The sequence below is a fragment of the Aeromonas sp. SE22 genome, from assembly GCF_038739755.1.
GTDB lineage: Bacteria > Pseudomonadota > Gammaproteobacteria > Enterobacterales > Aeromonadaceae > Aeromonas > Aeromonas jandaei.
In genome coordinates this window covers 58,330-76,747 of sequence record NZ_JBCGFD010000012.1, presented here as the reverse complement: position 1 = coordinate 76,747, position 18,418 = coordinate 58,330, and the positions used below count along the sequence as shown (strand labels likewise).

General features: G+C 62.2%; 15 protein-coding genes and 1 riboswitch. Of the genes, 11 read left to right on the top strand and 4 right to left on the bottom strand.

Annotated features, from left to right (window positions below):
- Window positions 1-56 precede the first annotated feature (56 nt).
- The gene (locus tag AAHA39_RS16590) at window positions 57-233 is read right to left on the bottom strand and encodes a hypothetical protein (RefSeq protein ID WP_104016499.1); all 177 of its coding nucleotides are present in this window, start codon (window positions 231-233) and stop codon (window positions 57-59) included.
- Between the two features lie 469 nt (window positions 234-702).
- Window positions 703-1,980 carry a cation:proton antiporter gene (locus tag AAHA39_RS16585; RefSeq protein ID WP_320655810.1) on the bottom strand — a complete coding sequence of 426 codons (1,278 nt, stop codon included), beginning with the start codon at window positions 1,978-1,980 and terminating at the stop codon, window positions 703-705.
- Between the two features lie 204 nt (window positions 1,981-2,184).
- On the opposite strand from AAHA39_RS16585, the gene metH reads away from it, so the two are divergent.
- Together metH and rimK are read left to right on the top strand one after the other, a co-directional pair.
- Window positions 2,185-5,880 (top strand): methionine synthase, encoded by a 3,696-nt coding sequence (gene metH / locus AAHA39_RS16580; RefSeq protein ID WP_320655811.1) that lies wholly within the window; start codon window positions 2,185-2,187, stop codon window positions 5,878-5,880.
- Window positions 5,881-6,110: 230 nt separating this feature from the next.
- Window positions 6,111-7,007 carry a 30S ribosomal protein S6--L-glutamate ligase gene (gene rimK, locus AAHA39_RS16575; protein ID WP_033112532.1) on the top strand — a complete coding sequence of 299 codons (897 nt, stop codon included), beginning with the start codon at window positions 6,111-6,113 and terminating at the stop codon, window positions 7,005-7,007.
- A 50-nt stretch (window positions 7,008-7,057) separates the two neighbouring features.
- On the opposite strand, the gene AAHA39_RS16570 is transcribed toward rimK, so the two are convergent.
- Window positions 7,058-8,326 (bottom strand): sensor histidine kinase, encoded by a 1,269-nt coding sequence (locus AAHA39_RS16570; protein ID WP_320655812.1) that lies wholly within the window; start codon window positions 8,324-8,326, stop codon window positions 7,058-7,060.
- The gene (locus tag AAHA39_RS16565; RefSeq protein WP_042032226.1) at window positions 8,323-8,991 is read right to left on the bottom strand and encodes a response regulator transcription factor; all 669 of its coding nucleotides are present in this window, start codon (window positions 8,989-8,991) and stop codon (window positions 8,323-8,325) included. Before AAHA39_RS16565 ends, AAHA39_RS16570 begins: the two co-directional genes overlap by 4 nt.
- Before the next feature lie 88 nt (window positions 8,992-9,079).
- On the opposite strand from AAHA39_RS16565, the gene AAHA39_RS16560 reads away from it, so the two are divergent.
- The 9 genes from AAHA39_RS16560 (at window position 9,080) to AAHA39_RS16520 (ending at window position 18,405) form a co-directional block, all read left to right on the top strand.
- A complete protein-coding gene (locus AAHA39_RS16560; RefSeq protein ID WP_033112529.1) occupies window positions 9,080-9,502 on the top strand; it encodes a hypothetical protein in 423 nt (140 codons plus the stop codon).
- Between the two features lie 84 nt (window positions 9,503-9,586).
- Window positions 9,587-10,072 (top strand): hypothetical protein, encoded by a 486-nt coding sequence (locus tag AAHA39_RS16555; RefSeq protein ID WP_320655813.1) that lies wholly within the window; start codon window positions 9,587-9,589, stop codon window positions 10,070-10,072.
- Between the two features lie 259 nt (window positions 10,073-10,331).
- On the top strand, window positions 10,332-11,795 hold the full coding sequence (locus tag AAHA39_RS16550) for an aerolysin family beta-barrel pore-forming toxin (protein WP_192849753.1): 1,464 nt from the start codon (window positions 10,332-10,334) through the stop codon (window positions 11,793-11,795).
- 189 nt (window positions 11,796-11,984) lie between these two features.
- Entirely contained in the window at window positions 11,985-12,500 is a 516-nt protein-coding gene (locus AAHA39_RS16545; protein ID WP_005342946.1) for a MerR family transcriptional regulator, read from the top strand.
- Window positions 12,501-12,576: 76 nt separating this feature from the next.
- Window positions 12,577-12,689, top strand: a riboswitch (TPP riboswitch).
- 280 nt (window positions 12,690-12,969) lie between these two features.
- Complete coding sequence (thiC, locus tag AAHA39_RS16540) at window positions 12,970-14,961, top strand: phosphomethylpyrimidine synthase ThiC (RefSeq protein WP_320655814.1); 1,992 nt, start codon at window positions 12,970-12,972, stop codon at window positions 14,959-14,961.
- On the top strand, window positions 14,958-16,565 hold the full coding sequence (thiE, locus tag AAHA39_RS16535) for a thiamine phosphate synthase (RefSeq protein ID WP_320655815.1): 1,608 nt from the start codon (window positions 14,958-14,960) through the stop codon (window positions 16,563-16,565). Before thiC ends, thiE begins: the two co-directional genes overlap by 4 nt.
- Window positions 16,555-17,349, top strand: coding sequence for a HesA/MoeB/ThiF family protein (locus AAHA39_RS16530; RefSeq protein WP_320655816.1), 795 nt, complete (start codon window positions 16,555-16,557; stop codon window positions 17,347-17,349). The genes thiE and AAHA39_RS16530 overlap by 11 nt, the downstream gene beginning before the upstream one ends.
- Window positions 17,346-17,552, top strand: a complete 207-nt coding sequence (gene thiS / locus AAHA39_RS16525; protein WP_279488764.1) for a sulfur carrier protein ThiS — start codon at window positions 17,346-17,348, stop codon at window positions 17,550-17,552. Before AAHA39_RS16530 ends, thiS begins: the two co-directional genes overlap by 4 nt.
- Window positions 17,553-17,637: 85 nt before the next feature.
- The gene (locus AAHA39_RS16520; RefSeq protein WP_042081355.1) at window positions 17,638-18,405 is read left to right on the top strand and encodes a thiazole synthase; all 768 of its coding nucleotides are present in this window, start codon (window positions 17,638-17,640) and stop codon (window positions 18,403-18,405) included.
- Window positions 18,406-18,418 lie beyond the last annotated feature (13 nt).

Here is an 18,418-nt window from a genome sequence, read left to right as displayed (position 1 = left end):
GTGGCCGCCGTGAGTTGCGGCCCTTGTGCATCGGTGCTGTCCGGTCGGGCAGGGGATCAGTTGAGCTCTTCGATGGAGAACTCGCCGGCGATACCATCACAGGAGATGGCGAAGCCGCCGCTGAAGCGGGTGCTGAACTGGATCAGAAACGCATCGTAGTCGTGCTCTTGCACGGGCAGGTTGATGGGTTTGCTGCGACGCAGGGGTTTACGAGTTTGTACGGTTTTCATCATGGTATTTCTCTATATAAATTAAGTAATTGCTCCTTGTGTTGGCAAATGTCAGGTCAATGAGTGCGTGCAACGGTGTTGTTGGCGTGCGCGCAGGTATACCCAGCCCGTTCGCGGGCCTCTGCTCTTGCAAGGTGCAAGGAATATGCGGTTGCATAGTTCAAATTGAGTGGGCAGAGCGGGTCTGCACCGTGAGAGCCGGGCAACGCAGGCGGACAGCCTGAACGGTTCTCAGGGCGAGTAAATCAGAAGAAGGTTATGCGGGTACTGACAGGATTCATCGTGAGGTGAAGCATTGCAGGGCAAACATAAACAGGGCTGATTAACTAGCCGGCGCGCATTCTCTCCTCGAAATGAATAAAAAGCAAACAATTATTTTCGGCTGTGTGGCTGGGCCTTGTCCGGCACAGGTTTGCCAGCAACAAAAAGGGCTCCCGCGGGAGCCCTTTTGCACCTGTCAGCCAGCGGATGATCAGTAGTCGCCGTTGGCGCGCTTGGCGGCAGCGATCATCGGGGTGATGGTCATGCCCTGCACCACGATGGAGAACATCACCACCGCGTAGGTCATCACCAGGATCACCTGACGCAGGTCGACACCGTGGCTCGGGATCATCATGACGCCGGAGGGGAGCGCCAGTGCCATCGCCATGGCCAGACCGCCGCGCAAGCCACCCCAGGTGAGGATCCGCACCGAGAAGGTGTTGTAGGTGCGGAACTTGCGGAAGGCCATATAGGGCAGCGAGACGCTGATGAAGCGGGCGGCGAGGCAGAGCGGCACCGCGATGACCAGCAGTACCCAGTCATGCCAGGCCAGATCCAGCAGTACCAGCGCCAGACCGATCAGCAGGAACAGCAGGGCGTTGAGGAACTGATCCATCAACTCCCAGAAGTGATCCAGGTGGTGGCTGCTCTGCTCGGAGAAGCCGGAGTGACGAGTCCAGTTGCCGATCATGATGCCGGTCACCACCATGGCCAGAGCGCCGGAGACGCCGATCATGTTGGCGAAGGCGAAGCCAGCGGTCGGGATGCAGAGGGTGAGCAGCAGCTCCAGCGAGCCGTCGTCGGTGGCGCTGATCATCACGTGAGCGATGACGCCCAGCACGACGCCGAACAGGATGCCGCCGAGGGCCTCATGCAGGAACAGACCGGCCACGCTGCCGAAGGTGGGCTCGACACCGCCGAAGGCAACGGCAAACACGGTAGCGAAAATAACGAGGCCGACACCGTCGTTGAACAGCGACTCCCCTTCGATCTGGATGGCGATCTGGGGTGGTGCCTTCATCTTCTTGACGATGGCCAGTACGGCGATGGGGTCGGTGGGGGAGATGAGCGCCCCGAACAGCATGCAGTAGACCAGCGGCAGCTCCCAGCCCAGCAGCTTGGCGATGAACCAGAAGCCGTAGCCGATGATGAAGGTGGAGAGCAGGGTGGCAATAATGGCCAGAATGGTGATCTCCCACTTCTGGCTACGCAGCGCCTTGAGGTTGATGCCAAGACCACCGGCAAACAGCAGGAAGCCCAGGATCCCCTTCAGCAGGAAATTCTGGAAGTCGATGCTCTCCATGGTTTTGATGGCAAGAGGCTCCAGATTGAACCATCCCAGTTTACCGAACAGCACCAGCAGCGCAGAGATCAGCATGGAACCGGCGGTGATGGCGATGGTGGTCTGGATCTTCACAACATACTGGTTGGCAAAGGCAATAAAGATCGCCAACGCTGCCAGAAAACAGAGTGTGTAGTAGACGCTCATAGTTATTTTTTACTCGTAGATAGATAGCAAGCACGTATCCCCATGCGGGACGGGCATAGGGTACTCTCGGGGTCTATGTTACTCATTACCTATAAATGAGTATATGGCTGCGACTTTGGACTGATAGACGGCTAGATTTCCAATTCGCTGGTTTGCTGTTAGGATGCTGTTTACGCAGTTGCACGGATGTAAGAGGAACACGCGGTGGCGAATGAAAAGTCGAACAGAAAGTCGGATGTGACAAACAAGCTGGAAGCCTGTCTCAAGGAGCGGATCCTGATCATCGACGGGGCCATGGGCACCATGATCCAGAGCTACAAACTCGGGGAGGCGGACTACCGCGGTGAACGGTTTGCCGACTGGCATACCGACATCAAGGGCAACAACGATCTGCTGGTGCTGACCCGCCCCGCCGTCATTCGCGAGATCCACGAGCAGTACTGCGCCGCCGGTGCCGACATCCTCGAAACCAACACCTTCAACGCCACCCGCATCGCCATGGCCGATTACGAGATGGAAGATCTCTCGGCCGAGATCAACCGTGAGGCGGCCCGTCTGGCCCGCGCGGTAGCGGACGAGTGGACGGCGAAAGAGCCCCACAAGCCGCGCTTCGTGGCAGGGGTTTTGGGGCCGACCAACCGCACCGCCTCCATCTCGCCAGATGTGAACGATCCGGGCAAGCGCAACGTCACTTACGACCAGCTGGTGGCCGCCTATACCGAATCGACTCATGCCCTGATCGAGGGTGGCGTCGACATCATTCTGATCGAGACCATCTTCGATACCCTCAACGCCAAGGCGGCCGCCTTCGCGGTGGATCTGGTATTCGAGGATCTGGGCTACAGCCTGCCGGTGATGATCTCTGGCACCATCACCGACGCCTCCGGCCGCACCCTCTCCGGCCAGACTACCGAAGCCTTCTATCACTCGCTGCGCCACGTCAAACCGGTCTCGTTCGGTCTCAACTGTGCGCTGGGGCCGGACGAGCTGCGGCAGTATGTGGAGGAGCTGTCGCGCATCAGCGAGACCCATGTCAGTGCTCACCCCAACGCCGGTCTGCCCAACGCCTTTGGCGAGTACGATCTCGATGCTACCGAGATGGCGGAGCATATCCGCGAGTGGGCCCAAAGCGGTTTCCTCAACATGGTTGGCGGCTGCTGCGGCACCACCCCGGCCCATATTCGTGCCATGGCTGGCGCGGTTGCCGGCATCAAGCCACGCGCTTTGCCCGAGCTGCCGGTGGCCTGCCGCCTGTCGGGTTTGGAGCCGCTGATCATTACCCCCGAATCGATGTTCGTGAACGTGGGAGAGCGCACCAACGTCACCGGTTCGGCCAAGTTCAAGCGGCTGATCAAGGAGGGGCTCTACGACGAGGCGCTCGACGTCGCCAAGCAGCAGGTGGATAACGGCGCCCAGATCATCGACATCAACATGGACGAGGGGATGTTGGACGCCGAGGCAGCCATGGTGCGCTTCCTGAACCTTATCGCCGGCGAGCCGGACATCGCCCGGGTGCCGGTGATGATCGACTCCTCCAAGTGGGAGGTGCTGGAGGCGGGCCTCAAGTGCGTGCAGGGCAAGCCGGTGGTCAACTCCATCTCCATGAAGGAGGGGGAGGAGAAGTTTATCCAGCAGGCCAGACTGCTGCGCCGCTACGGTGCCGCCGTTATCGTGATGGCGTTCGACGAAGCGGGTCAGGCCGACACCCGCGCCCGCAAGTTCGAGATCTGCCAGCGGGCCTACCGCATTCTGGTGGATCAGGTCGGTTTCCCGCCGGAAGATATCATCTTCGATCCCAACATCTTCGCGGTGGCGACCGGTATCGACGAGCACAACAACTACGCGGTGGACTTCATCGATGCGGTGAAGGACATCAAGGAGAACCTGCCCCACGCCATGATCTCCGGCGGAGTCTCCAACGTCTCGTTTTCATTCCGTGGCAACGAGCCGGTGCGGGAGGCCATTCACGCCGTTTTCCTTTACCACGCCATCAAGAACGGCATGGACATGGGGATCGTCAACGCCGGCCAGCTCGCCATCTATGAAGACATTCCGGCCGAGCTCAAAGAGAAGGTCGAGGCGGTGGTGCTCAACCTCAATGACAACGCCACCGAGGAGCTGCTGGCCATCGCCGAGAAGTATCGCGGTGCCGGTGCTCAGGCCGAGGATCCGCGGGATCAGGCGTGGCGCAGCTGGCCGGTGGGCAAGCGGCTGGAACATGCGCTGGTCAAGGGGATCACCGACTTCATCGAAGAGGATACCGAGGAGGCGCGTGCTCAGGCTGAGAGGCCGCTGCATGTCATCGAAGGGCCGTTGATGGATGGCATGAACGTGGTCGGCGATCTGTTCGGCGCCGGCAAGATGTTCCTGCCGCAGGTGGTGAAATCGGCCCGGGTGATGAAGCGGGCGGTCGCCTATCTGCAACCCTATATCGAGGCGGAAAAATCGGGTGGCTCCAGCAACGGCAAAATCGTGCTGGCGACCGTGAAAGGGGATGTGCACGACATCGGCAAGAACATCGTCGGGGTAGTGCTGCAGTGCAACAACTTCGAGATCATCGATCTCGGGGTCATGGTCCCCTGCGAGACCATCCTCAAGACCGCGCGGGAAGTGGGGGCCGACATGATCGGTCTCTCCGGTCTCATCACCCCGTCGCTGGACGAGATGGTGCACGTGGCCAAGGAGATGGAGCGCCAGGGCTTCAAGCTGCCGCTCTTGATCGGCGGCGCCACCACCTCCAAGGCCCATACCGCGGTGAAGATCGAGCAGAACTACTCGGAGCCGGTGGTCTATGTCTCCAACGCGTCTCGTGCGGTCGGGGTGGCGCAGAGCCTGCTCAGCCCGGATCTCAAACCCGACTTCGTCGCCCGTATCGACAAGGAGTACGAGATCGCCCGCGAGCAGCACGCCCGCAAGCAGCCGCGCTCGCGCCCCATCACGCTGGCGGAGGCGCGTGCCAACCGCCATCAGCTGGATTGGGCTGGCTATGAGCCGCCCAAGCCCCGCGAGCCGGGTGTGCAGAAGTTCGAGAACGTGCCCATCTCGGTGCTGCGCCCCTACATCGACTGGACGCCGTTCTTCCTCAGCTGGGAGCTGGCGGGCAAGTTTCCGCGCATCCTCGAAGACGAGATTATCGGTGAGGAGGCGACCAGGCTGTTTGCCGATGCCAACGCCATGCTGGATCAGCTGGAAAAGGATCAGAGCGTGCGCTGCGCCGGCATCATAGGTCTGTTCCCGGCCAATGCGGTGGGGGACAGCATCGAGGTCTATAGCGACGAGTCGCGCAGCGAAGTGAAAAAAGTGCTGCACCACCTGCGCCAGCAGAGCGAGAAGCAGGGCTTCCCCAACTACTGTCTGGCGGACTATGTGGCGCCGAAAGAGAGTGGCAAAGCCGACTGGATCGGCGCCTTCGCGGTGACCGGCGGCATCGGTGAGGAGGCTATCGCCAGGGCCTACAAGGCGGATCACGACGACTACAACGCCATCCTTATTCAGGCGGTATGTGACCGGTTGGCGGAAGCCTTTGCCGAGTACCTGCACGAGCAGGTGCGCAAGGTGCACTGGGGCTATGCCCCCGACGAAGCACTCAGCAACGAGGAGCTTATTCGCGAGAACTATCGGGGCATCCGTCCGGCGCCCGGTTATCCTGCCTGCCCGGAGCACACCGAGAAGGGCACCCTGTGGGAGCTGCTGGATGTCGAGCAGGCCATCGGCATGCAGCTCACCGAATCCTACGCCATGTGGCCGGGGGCTGCGGTGTCGGGCTGGTACTTCTCCCACCCCGAGAGCAAATACTTCGCGGTGGCGCAGATCCAGCAAGATCAGGTTGAGGATTACGCCGCCCGCAAGGGGATGACGCTGGCCGAAGCCGAGCGCTGGCTCGCCCCCAATCTGGGGTAACGAGAGAGCCAATCTGCTCGGCCTTTGAGCGAAAACGGCGGACTTTGCGAGCAGCCTCTGAAGGGCGCGCAGAGCCGCCGTTTATTGTTTCACCGCGCCGTGCTGATTGGGCAGGCTTCTGCGTTATTTGGCTTGTTGTCAGGAGAAACAATTGGCGTTGTCTTGGCGCTGTGGCACCTTATACTCTCCCGCCCCATCCTGCCCAGGCATAGCCTTCTAGCGGAATTGTCATGAAGATCGCCATTTTATCCCGTGAGCCGAAAAACTACTCCACCCGCCGTCTGGTCGAGGTGGCACAGGCGCGCGGTCATCAGGTCGAGGTGCTCGACACCCTGCGCTGTTATATGAACATCGCCTCCCACAACCCCTCCATTCACTACGAAGGACGGGAGCTGGAGAGCTATGACGCGGTGATCCCCCGCATCGGGGCCAGCATCACCGCCTACGGCACCGCCGTGTTGCGCCAGTTCGAGATGATGAACACCATGGCGCTCAACAGCTCGGTGGCCATCAGCCGCTCCCGCGACAAGCTGCGGGCGATGCAGCTGCTCTCCCGCCACGGTATCGGTCTGCCCATCACCGGTTATGCCCACAGCACCCACGACGTGCCCGACCTCATCACCATGGTGGGCGGTGCGCCGCTGGTGGTGAAGCTGCTGGAGGGTACCCAGGGGATCGGCGTGGTGCTCTGCGAGACTCAGAAAGCCGCCGAGAGCGTGATCGAGGCTTTCATCCAGACCAACAACAACATTCTGGTGCAGGAGTATATTCGCGAGGCCAACGGCGCCGACATCCGCTGTCTGGTGGTCAACGGCAAGGTGGTGGCGGCGATGCGCCGTCAGGCCCAGCCGGGCGAGTTTCGCTCCAACCTGCATCGGGGCGGCACCGCCGAGGCGATCCGGATCACCCCGGAAGAGCGCGCTACCGCGGTGCGCGCCGCCAAGATCATGGGGTTGGACGTGGCAGGCGTGGATATCCTGCGCAGTGCCCGCGGCCCGCTGGTGCTGGAGGTCAACTCCTCTCCCGGCCTGCAGGGGGTCGAGGCGGCTTCCGGCAAGGATGTGGCGGGCAAGATCATCGAGTTCCTTGAGCTCAAGGGCGGGCGCAAGCACAAGCCGGTGGAGTGATCCCGGATTTGCATCAGCCAAAAAACAGGGCGCCTTCGGGCGCCCTGTTGCTATCTGGCTGGTGCCACAGCGCCCTCACCCTCTCCCGGAGGGAGAGGGAACTGTTCGGCAGAGATCATCGCCAGCCTTGCGCTGAATACGCCACCCTCCAGCCGGGTCTCTATCTGCCAGTCCAGCTTTTCGCAGATGCGCTGGATGATGGTGAGGCCGCAGCCGTAACCGAGGATCTGATCCGGCGCTGCTGCCGTCGGGTTGCTGATGGTGAGCACCGGGCCGCACAGCTCGATGTCGATATGGCCCTCGGCGTAGCTCAGGGCATTTTTCAGCAGGTTGCCAAGGGCGATGGCGAGCAGGGAGAGGGGGGAATCGACCTCGCTCGCCTCGTCCAGCACCAGACGGATATCGAGCGCTTCTCGCTGCAGCAGCGGGGCGAGCCGGGCCAGCTCCTGACGGATCAGCGGCGCCACCTGCTGCTTCGGTCGCTCGACCTCCTCCTTGCGTCCCAGCAGCAGAAAGGTCTCGGTGAGCAGGGCCATTTCGTCGGCGGCGGCCCGGATGCGGGTGACGGCGCGCTCGGCGGGGGGCGGCAGATCGCTCACCTTGCCGAGCAGGGCGGCCGAGCCCTGGATCACCATGTTGGGGGTGCGCAGCTCGTGGCTGGCAAAGCGGCTGAACTCCTGCTCGCGGGCAAAGACGGCGCTCACCTCCTGCTTGCCGGCCAGCAGTGCCAACTCGATATCCCTGAGCTCCTGCCAGGGGGCATCGGGGATGAAGTCCGCCTGATCCGGGGTGAGGTGGGCGACCCTGTGTTGCAGCCGCTGCAGCGGCCCCGTGATATGGCGTACCAGCCAGATGCCGAAGCCGAGGCAGCCCAGCAGCAGCGCCAGCCCGATCAGCCGGGTGGCCAGATGCAACTTGTCCTCGTAGGGGTCGAGGTAGTCATCGGCATCGTCGTTGAAGACCAGATAGAGCATCCCCTTGCCGGAGGGGTGGCGCGCCACCAGAAAGTGTTTGTCCTCCTTGCCCAGCTGGTGCTCGAAAAAGCCCGGGGTCTGGTAGGGTTGTAGCCACTTGGGCAGGCGTCCCGACTCGGTCCAGTAGCTGGAGAACTGGCGCGGGCTGGGCGCCGCCGCCGCGGCACCGAGGCGCAGCCAGTCGTCGCTGTAGCGGGTTACTTCCGCCTCCAGCCAGTGGCGCAGGCTCAGCTCCTCCATCTTGTCCTCGGCCACCATCATCAGGCCGGATAGCAGCACCAGCAGCACCACGCCCGCCCCGCCGAGCGCCATGATGAGCCGGTGGCGCAGGCTCGACAGGCTCATGCGCTCACCAGTCGGTAGCCCTGACCGTGCAGGGTTTCCAGCATGGGGGTGGGGAAGGGTTTGTCGAGGGTGTTGCGCAGGGCGTAGATGTGGCTGCGCAGGGCGTCGGAGTCGGGCTCCTCCTCTCCCCAGACGGTGTCGAGCACCTCCTGACGAGTGACGATGGCCGGCGCGCGGCGAGCCAGCAGCGCGAGGATCTGGAACGGGATCTTGCCGAGCTTGAGGGGAACGCCGGCACGGGTCGCCTGCCCGCTGGCGGCATCGACGGTCAGCTCGCCAAAGGTGATGGCGCCGATGTCACCGCGGGGGCCACGCAGGCTGAGGGCTTGCAAGCGCACCTCCAGCTCCTCCATGGCGAAGGGCTTGACCAGATAGTCGTCGCCACCTGCCTTGAAGCCTGCCAGCTTGTCTTCCAGACTGTCGCGGGCGGTGAGAAAGAGCACCGGGGTCGAGATCCCCTCCTCGCGCAGGCGGGCGACCGTGCTGAGCCCGTCGAGACGGGGCATCATCACATCCATGATGATGACGTCGAAGCGCTGTTCGGCCAGCAGTTGCAGCGCCGCCTGACCGTGATAGGCACAGTCCAGCCGGTGGCCGGCCAGCTCCAGATAATCCATGATGGTTTCTGCCACCTGAGGATTGTCTTCCACTACCAAAATCTTCATGCTTTGTACTCCTGGTTGGCGAGCAGCTTCACGCTCTTTTCACACCGGATACATCATCCTGTCGCCAGTGTAACCCCGAGGATCCACGATGAAGAAGTCTCTCTGTGCTCTCCTGCTGCTGATCTTGCTGCCGCTCGGATCTGCGCAGGCTGCCGAATTCAAACTGACCGGCCGCACCACCTGGCAGCTTGGCCAGCTGATGGTGAACGGTCTGCCGTTCGTGATCGACGACCAGACCCGCTTCAAGGATTGGCTCAACGAGGATGATCTGGGCGGCACCTGGGTCGAGATGAAGGGGGTGGTGGAGAACGGCGTGCGCTATGTGCGCAAGGTCGAGGCCCTCGATGAAGATGACAAGGACGAGATGGATCTGGAAGGGCCGGTCGAGGGCGGACGGATCTGGGGCTACACCACCTCGGACAACAGCCTGGCCCCTTTCGAAGGGCGCTGGCTCGAACTGGAGTGCAAGTTTGACGGCATGCGCCTGAGCCGTTGTCACGAGGACAAGTGACCCGATCGCTGCCGCAGATTCGCAATGTTCCTGAATGAAGCCCATGCTTATCCAGCATGGGCTTTTTGTTCAGGGACGAACGACATGGAACAGAGAACAAAGTGGTGTGCGTGGCTGTATGGTTTGCCGCTCTGTGCCGCGCAGGCGATTGCCGACGAACTGTGGCTGGTGGAGCTGGAACACGATGACGGCATCCATCTGCAATTTCAGGGGGCCGAGGTGGAACGGGGCAGTGCCCCGGTCTGGCGACAGGGTGAACCCTGGGCAGAGCCCCTGCGGCCGGGTGATCGCCTCTCCCTGCTGGTGGCCGACGGGGTGGCCACCCGGATCGAGCTGCTGACGGCCAGATCGCCGACGGGGGCCGGGCAGTGGCAGCGGGCAGAGGATCGCCTGCAATCCTTCGACGGCCAGCGTCTGGTGCTGGCAAATCTCGGCACGTTTCCTCTCGACCGCAACATACGCTGGGTCAACGGCTCGGCTGCCGATCTCCATGAAGGGAGTGCACTGGTATTGATCCGTTCTGCCGATGGAATATTGCGGAGAATTGAAGTGATCAATCCGGAAGAGTAATTCAGTATCTTCTTATTTAATAAGGGGTCACCATATTGTGGCAGGCATTAAATAATGCCTGCCACAATTTTATGATGTATTTCTCAATAAAGTCATCGCTCTAATTATTTTTCCTTGTCACATATATTTCGTTTGTCATCGATGAATTTTGGTGGTTTATTTTATTTCAGACAGGGTTCATTGGAGTTCGTGCCTGTCAAATGAAAAGGGATATTTCAGAACAATAACAATTATCGTATGTCTGAAAGAGGAATAAATGATGAATAAATTAATAACAGCCAATCTTGCGCTGTTTGCATCTTCATTGATGCTTATTCAGGCTCAGGCGGCTGAACCCGTCTACCCTGACCAGGTTAAGTGGTATGGTCTGGGAGAGGGGGTCTGCGCCAGTGGCTATCGGCCTCTTACCCGCGATGAAGCCATGAGTATCAAGGGCAATCTGGTTGGTCGCATGGGCCAATGGCAGATTACCGGACTGGCCAATCGCTGGGTAATCATGGGCTCTGGATATAACGGGGAAATAAAACAGGGAACGGCAGGGGAAACATGGTGTTATCCCACATCGCCGATATCTGGCGAAATTCCATCTCTCTCTGCCTGGAATATTCCTGCTGGTGATGAAGTTGATGTGCAATGGCGAATGGTGCATGACAATGATTACTTTATTAAGCCGGTAAGTTATCTGGCCCATTATTTGGGATATGCCTGGGTAGGCGGCAATCACAGCCCCTATGTAGGTGAAGATATGGATGTCACCAGACTGAGCGATGGCTGGTTGATTAAGGGCAATAATGACGGTGGCTGCTCCGGGTATCGTTGTGGAGAGAAGAGCTCCATCAAGGTAAGCAACTTCTCTTATACCCTGGAGCCGGACTCCTTTACCCACGGCCAGGTCACCGAGAGTGGCAAGCAGCTGGTCAAGATGATCACTGCCAATGCGACCAACTACACGGATCTGCCCCAGCAGGTGGTGGTGACCCTGAAGTATGACAAGGCTACCAACTGGTCGAAAACCGACACCTACAGTCTCAGCGAGAAGGTCGGCATCAAAAAGACGTTCCAGATCCCGCAGGTTTCCAGCACTGAATATTCGGTCGAGATTTCTTCTACCCAGAGCTGGGCCGAGCAGAAGGGTGGCTCGACCACCGAGACAGTGTCTGTTGAGGCACGTCCCACGGTGCCGCCACACTCCAGCGTGCCGGTGCGGGTTGCTCTCTACAAGTCCAATATCTCATACCCCTATGAGTTCAAGGCCGAGGTCAACTATGACCTGACCATGAAGGGGTTCCTGCGCTGGGGCGGCAATGCCTGGTATACCCATCCGACCAATCGCCCCACCTGGGAACACACCTTTGCCGTTGGCCCGTTCCGCGACAAGGCCAGCAGTATCCGTTACCAGTGGGACAAACGCTATATCCCGGGTGAAGTGAAGTGGTGGGACTGGAACTGGACCATCAGCGAGTATGGTTTGTCGACCATGCAGAGTAACCTTGGTCGCGTGCTGCGCCCGATCCGTTCAGCAGTGACCGGTGACTTCTATGCCGAGAGCCAGTTTGCCGGCGACATCGAGATTGGTCAGCCCCAGAGCGGTTCCACGAAGGCTGCCCAGCTGCGCAGTGCCTCTGCCGAAGGGGTTGCTCTCACCGCGCTGGAGCTGGATCAGGCGACGCTCGCCAGCGAAGGGTTTGGCAATGTGACCCTCACCGTGACCCCGGTGCAATAACCCTCAATAGCAGGCCTCCCGATGGAGGCCTGTTCTCCCTTTCAGCACCTTCTCCGGATTGTTACCCGACGATGCAGCTTGCTCGCTCATGATGGCGTTAAGCGAAATTGTGGTGGTCAATCCGCAGGAGGTGTTGACCCGTCTACGATAGGCGGGTTTATCCTCTGCCCGCTGGATGAAGGAACCCCTATGTTGACGATTACCCGGCTGGCCAGAGAACTGGGCCTGAGCCGCACCACCCTGCTCTATTACGAACGTCTCGGTCTGCTGCTGCCCGCCCTGCGCGGGGAGAACGGCTATCGCCGCTATGGCGAGGCCGAGCTGGAACGGGGGCGGCAGATCGCCAGTTTTCGCGCCATGGGGCTGCCGCTCGAAGAGATCGGCACCCTGCTGGCAGCGAGGCAGGAGAGCCACTCCTGCCTCGATGGTCACCTGCTGCGACTGGAGCAGGAGATCGCCGAGCTGAGGCGGCAACAGCGGGCCATCATCCTCTATCGCCAACAGACACACGAGGAGATCCCCATGGTAGACAAGGCACGCTGGGTTGCCATCATGCAGGCCGCAGGCATGACCGAAGAGATGATGCGCAACTGGCATATCCAGTTCGAGAAGATGGAGCCGCAGGCCCATCAGGAATTCCTCGAATCCCTGCAGATCCCCGCCGCGGAGATCGCTGCCATCCGCACCTGGTCGCGCGGGGAGTAACCCGTCTGACCACAGCACCAGCCGTTGCCCCACATTGTTAACGGCTTGTGCTTTGGATTTTCCCCCTTATACTGGCGCCATCTTGTCGGAGTGCTGACCGTCGAACGACGCGAAGCTGAGACCGTTAATTCGGGATCCGTGGAACCTGATCAGGTTAAAACCTGCGAAGGGAACAAGGGTAACTTGCGGGTTACCGCGCCGGGGGAGGAACAAGCCTCTTCCGCTCATCGAAGGGATCACCCTTGATGGGTCAGGGCGCACAGGAGGGAGTCTGTCCCGTCCGGTTGTCCAGCACGTGGGGCGCCTTGCCCACAGCGTGCAGAGAGCGGGAAGTGGCAGAACAGCAGAGCGGAGATCCATCCCGCGTGCACTCCCTCCTGACATAAACACCCCGCCGCAAGTTCATCTTCTCCTCGAACTCCAGACAAGCAAACACCCATAACTTCAACCAGTTAATGTGAGTTTTGCTATGTCTACTTCTGTATCTGATACCGCCAAATCCAGCCGCCGCGAGCAGCGCTCCAGCGCTCAGGCCTTTATCGACAGCCTCAAGGGGATGGCTCACCCCAACTCCCGCCGCATCTTTATCGAAGGCTCCCGCGCCGATATCCGTGTCCCGCTGCGGGAGATCCAGCTGGCCGACACCTTCGTCGGCGGCACCAAAGAAAATCCCCAATTCGAGCCCAACGAGCCGGTGCCGGTCTACGACACCTCGGGCCGTTACGGGGAGGAGGGGGTCGCCATCGACGTGCGCCGTGGCCTGCCGCGCCTGCGGGAGAACTGGGTGCTGGAGCGCGGTGACACCGACGAGCTGCCGGGGCTCAGCTCCACCTTCACTCAGGAGCGGCTGGCCGACGAGGGGCTGGATCACCTGCGTTTCGAGCATCTGCCGAAACCGCGCCGGGCCAAGCCGGGCCGCCGGGTCACCCAGCTCCACTACGCCCGCGCCGGTATCGTCACCCCCGAGATGGAATTTATCGCCATTCGCGAGAACATGGGCCGCGAGCGGGTGTGCTCCGAGCTCCTGCGCACCCAGCATCCGGGTCGCGATTTCGGTGCCCGTTTGCCCCAGAACATCACCCCCGAATTTGTGCGCGATGAGGTGGCCGCCGGTCGCGCCATCATCCCCAGCAACATCAACCACCCGGAAGCGGAGCCGATGATCATCGGCCGCAATTTTCTGGTGAAGATCAACGCCAACATCGGCAACTCGGCAGTCACCTCCAGCATCGAAGAGGAAGTCGAAAAGCTGGTCTGGTCCACCCGCTGGGGCGCCGACACCGTGATGGATCTCTCCACCGGCCGCTACATCCACGAGACCCGCGAGTGGATCCTGCGCAATAGCCCGGTGCCCATCGGTACCGTGCCCATCTATCAGGCGCTGGAAAAGACCAACGGCATCGCCGAAGAGCTCACCTGGGAGCTGTTCCGCGACACCCTGCTGGAGCAGGCCGAGCAGGGGGTGGACTACTTCACCATCCACGCTGGCGTCCTGCTGCGCTTCGTGCCGATGACCGCCAAGCGCCTCACCGGCATCGTGTCGCGCGGCGGCAGCATCATGGCCAAGTGGTGTCTCTCTCACCACAAGGAGAACTTCCTCTACCAGCACTTCCGCGAAATCTGCGAGATCTGCGCCGCCTATGACGTGGCGTTGTCGCTGGGCGACGGTCTGCGTCCGGGCTCCGTCTATGATGCCAACGACGAGGCCCAGTTCGCCGAGCTGCGCACCCTGGGTGAGCTGACCAAGATCGCATGGGAGTACGACGTGCAGGTGATGATCGAGGGCCCCGGCCACGTGCCGATGCACATGATCGAGCGCAACATGACCGAGCAGCTGGAGCACTGCCACGAGGCACCGTTCTATACGCTGGGCCCGCTCACTACCGACATCGCACCGGGTTACGATCACTTCACCTCCGGCATCGGTGCGGCGCTCATCGGCTGGTATGGCTGCGCCATGCTCTGCTACGTCACTCCCAAGGAGCATCTGGGGCTGCCCAACAAGGAGGATGTGAAGCAGGGGCTGATTACCTACAAGATCGCCGCCCACGCCGCCGATCTGGCCAAGGGGCACCCGGGCGCCCAGATCCGCGACAACGCCATGTCCAAGGCGCGCTTCGAATTCCGCTGGGAGGATCAGTTCAATCTGGCCCTTGACCCCGACACTGCCCGTGCCTACCACGACGAAACCCTGCCGCAGGAGTCCGGCAAGGTGGCCCACTTCTGCTCCATGTGCGGGCCCAAGTTCTGCTCCATGAAGATCACTCAGGATGTGCGTGACTATGCCGCAAAGCTTGAAGCGGTGGAGATCAAGCTGGTCGGTATGGATGGCCAGCAGGAGCAGGTGGTGGCTCAGGTGGCGAGCGGCATGGCCCGCATGGCGGAAACCTTCAAGGAGACCGGCGGCGAGATCTACCATCAGGCGGCGGCGCTGAAACAAGCCGCAGGGGAGGAGGCGTGAGCAGCGCAAGCGGGGCTGTCAGCCCCGCCGATCTGCCGCCTGTGACCGACTCGCTGCCTGTGGTCTGGACCATCGCCGGTTCAGACTCCGGCGGCGGCGCCGGCATTCAGGCCGACTTGCACACATTGCACGACCTCGGCGTGCATGGCTGTTCTGTCATCTCCGCCATTACCGCCCAGAACTCGGTGGCGGTGAAGATGGTCGACCCCGTGCTGATGCAGACCTTCACCGCCCAGATCGACGCCCTTGGCGTCGATCTGCCGCCCGCCGCCATCAAGATCGGCCTGCTGCCGACCCGGCTTCACGTCGAGGTGCTGGCCCGCCGACTGGCAGCCATCGAGGCGCCCTTCGTGGTCTACGATCCGGTGGCCATCGCCAGCAGCGGCACCCCGATGGCGGAGCCCAATATGCTGGAGGCGGTGCGCGAGCAGCTGTTGCCGCGCCTCTCCTTGATCACCCCCAACGGCCCCGAATTGGAAGCCCTGACCGGACTGCCGGTCAGCAGCCCCGAACTGGTGCGCTTCGCCGCCCAGCGGCTGCGCGAACTCGGCGCCCGCGCCGTGCTGGTCAAGGGCGGTCATCTGGAGTGGAGCGGAGAGCTGTGTCTGGACTACTACCAGGACGAGACCCGCGAATTCTGGCTGGCGGCGCCGCGCCTGAATACCCGCCACGGCCACGGCACCGGCTGCTGCTACGCCAGCGCCATCGCCGCCGTGGTGGCGCAGGACTATCCGGTGGAGGATGCCATCACCCTGGCGCGTGCCTATTTGCAACAGGGGCTGGCGGCGGCGCAAGGAGTGGGCGCAGGCCCGGGACCCATCGCCCATCTCGGCTGGCCAGCCGATCTTGCCCACTTCCCCCGCGCCGTGCTGGCAGGGTCTGCCCTCGATCGCCGCTTCGGGCTTTATGAAGCGAGCAGCGCCCGTCTGCCGCAGGGCCCCTTCGCGCCGACCGAACACAACCTCGGCCTCTATCCGGTGGTCGATTCGGTCAAGTGGCTGCGCCGCCTGCTGGGGGCTGGGGTCAAGACCATCCAGCTGCGGATCAAGAATCTGCCCGCCGCTCAGGTGGCGCCAGCCATTCGCGATGCGGTAGAGCTCGGTCGCCGCCATGGGGCGCGGCTCTTTATCAACGACTACTGGCAGCAGGCCATCGAGGCGGGCGCCTGGGGCGTGCATCTGGGGCAGGAGGATATGGAGACCGCCGATCTCGCCGCCATTCAGGCGGCCGGGCTGCGCCTTGGCATCTCCACCCACGGTTACTTCGAGCTGATGCGGGCCCGCGAGCTGGCCCCCTCCTACATAGCGCTCGGCCATATCTTCCCGACCAACACCAAGGCGATGCCTTCGCGCCCGCAGGGGCTGGTGCGGCTGCACCGCTACCGCGCCCTGATGGCGGAGTGGCCGACGGTGGCCATCGGCGGCATCAGCGAGGAGCGGGTGGCGGCGGTCAAGGCAAGCGGGGTCGGCAGTATCGCGCTGGTCTCGGCCATCACGGCCAGCGACGACTGGCAGGGGGCGACCGAGCGGCTGCTTGCTGCCGTGGGGGCGGGGGATGAGCCGCGCTCGGCCACTGTTATACGGGAGGCTGAACATGCGCTCTGATGCCACTTCTCTTAGTGACAAAGAGTATTTGCGATACGGCCGCCAGCTGATGCTGGCGGAAGTGGGTGAAGAAGGGCAGGCACGGCTGAAAGATAAGTCCGTGCTGATCGTGGGCTTGGGCGGGCTTGGCTCGCCGCTCGCCCTCTATCTGGCCGGGGCCGGGGTGGGCACCTTGTGGCTGGCCGATGGCGATACGGTCGATTCCAGCAACCTGCCGCGCCAGATCCTGTTCGATAGCGAGGCGGTCAACCACTCCAAGGCGGAGCTGGCCCGCGAGCGCTTGGCGGCCCACAACCCGCTGGTGGAGCTGATTGCCATCAACCAGCGGCTCGATGCCGCCAGCCTGCCGGAGTTTGTGGCCGAGGTAGATCTGGTGATCGACTGCTGCGACAACCTAGCTACCCGCCAGGCCATCAACGCCGCCTGCGTGGCTCAGGGCAAGCCCTGGATCTCCGCCGCCGCGGTGGGTTGGCAGGGGCAGCTGATGGCGCGCACCAGCAGCGATCACGCCTGCTACGCCTGCCTCTATCCGCTGGATATCAAGGTGAGTCAGAGCTGCGAGACCAGCGGTGTCACCGGCCCGCTGGTCGGAGTGATGGGCTCTTTGCAGGCGCTGGAGGCATTGAAGCTGCTGCTCGGGATGCCGAGCCCAGTCGCTGGCACCCTGCGCCGTTTCGATGCACTGAGCCATCAGTGGCAGACCCTCACTCTGGCCCCCGATCCCGATTGCCCGGTTTGCGGACAGCGCCGATGCCCGAAACACGATAAGGAGATCACCCCATGACCTTGACCATTCGACTCAACGATAAAGCCCAGTCGCTGGCGGCAGGGCAGAGTGTGGCCGACCTGCTGGCGGCGCAAAACGTTAATCCACAGGGGGTGGCGGTGGCCCTCAACGGCGCCGTGCTGCCCCGTGGCCGCTGGGCCGAGACCCGTCTCAATGACGGGGACGAACTTCACCTCTTTACCGCCATAGCGGGAGGCTGACCCATGATGCTCGCAGTCCCATCTTCGCGTGCTCTGCCTTGCGGCGGGGCCTCATCTCTTCTTATCGCAGTGGTAGGAGGCTGACATGCTCAAGATTGCCGATCACACCTTCTCATCGCGCCTCTTTACCGGCACCGGCAAGTTTGCCCGCCCGGAACTGATGGCCGCCGCCATCGAGGCGAGCGGCTCCCAACTGGTCACCATGGCCATCAAGCGGCTCGAACCGGGCAAGGCCCACGACGATATCCTGAGCCCCTTGCTACAACTCGGGGTCAAGCTGCTGCCCAACACCTCCGGCGCCAAGACCGCCGCCGAGGCGGTATTTGCCGCCCACCTCGCCCGCGAGGCGCTGGGGACAAACTGGCTGAAGCTGGAGATCCACCCCGATCCTCGTTACCTCTTGCCCGACCCCATCGAGACGCTGAAAGCCGCCGAGCAGCTGGTGAAAGAGGGCTTTGTGGTGCTGCCCTACTGCGGCGCCGACCCCGTGCTCTGCAAACGGCTGGAAGAGGTGGGCTGCGCCGCCGTGATGCCGCTCGGTGCGCCCATCGGTTCCAATCAGGGGCTGGTGACCCGGGAGTTTCTCTCCATCATCGTCGAGCAGGCCAATGTGCCGGTCGTGGTGGATGCGGGCATCGGTGCGCCGAGCCATGCCGCCGCCGCCTTTGAGCTGGGCGCCGATGCCGTGCTGGTCAACACCGCCATCGCGGTGAGCGGCGACCCGGTCGCCATGGGCCGCGCCTTTGCGCTGGCCTGCACCGCCGGGCGCAGCGCCTATGAGGCAGGCCTTGGCGCCCGCGCCCTGCAGGCGCAAGCCTCCAGCCCGCTCACCGATTTTCTGGGGGCGTTATGAGTCATGATGCTGG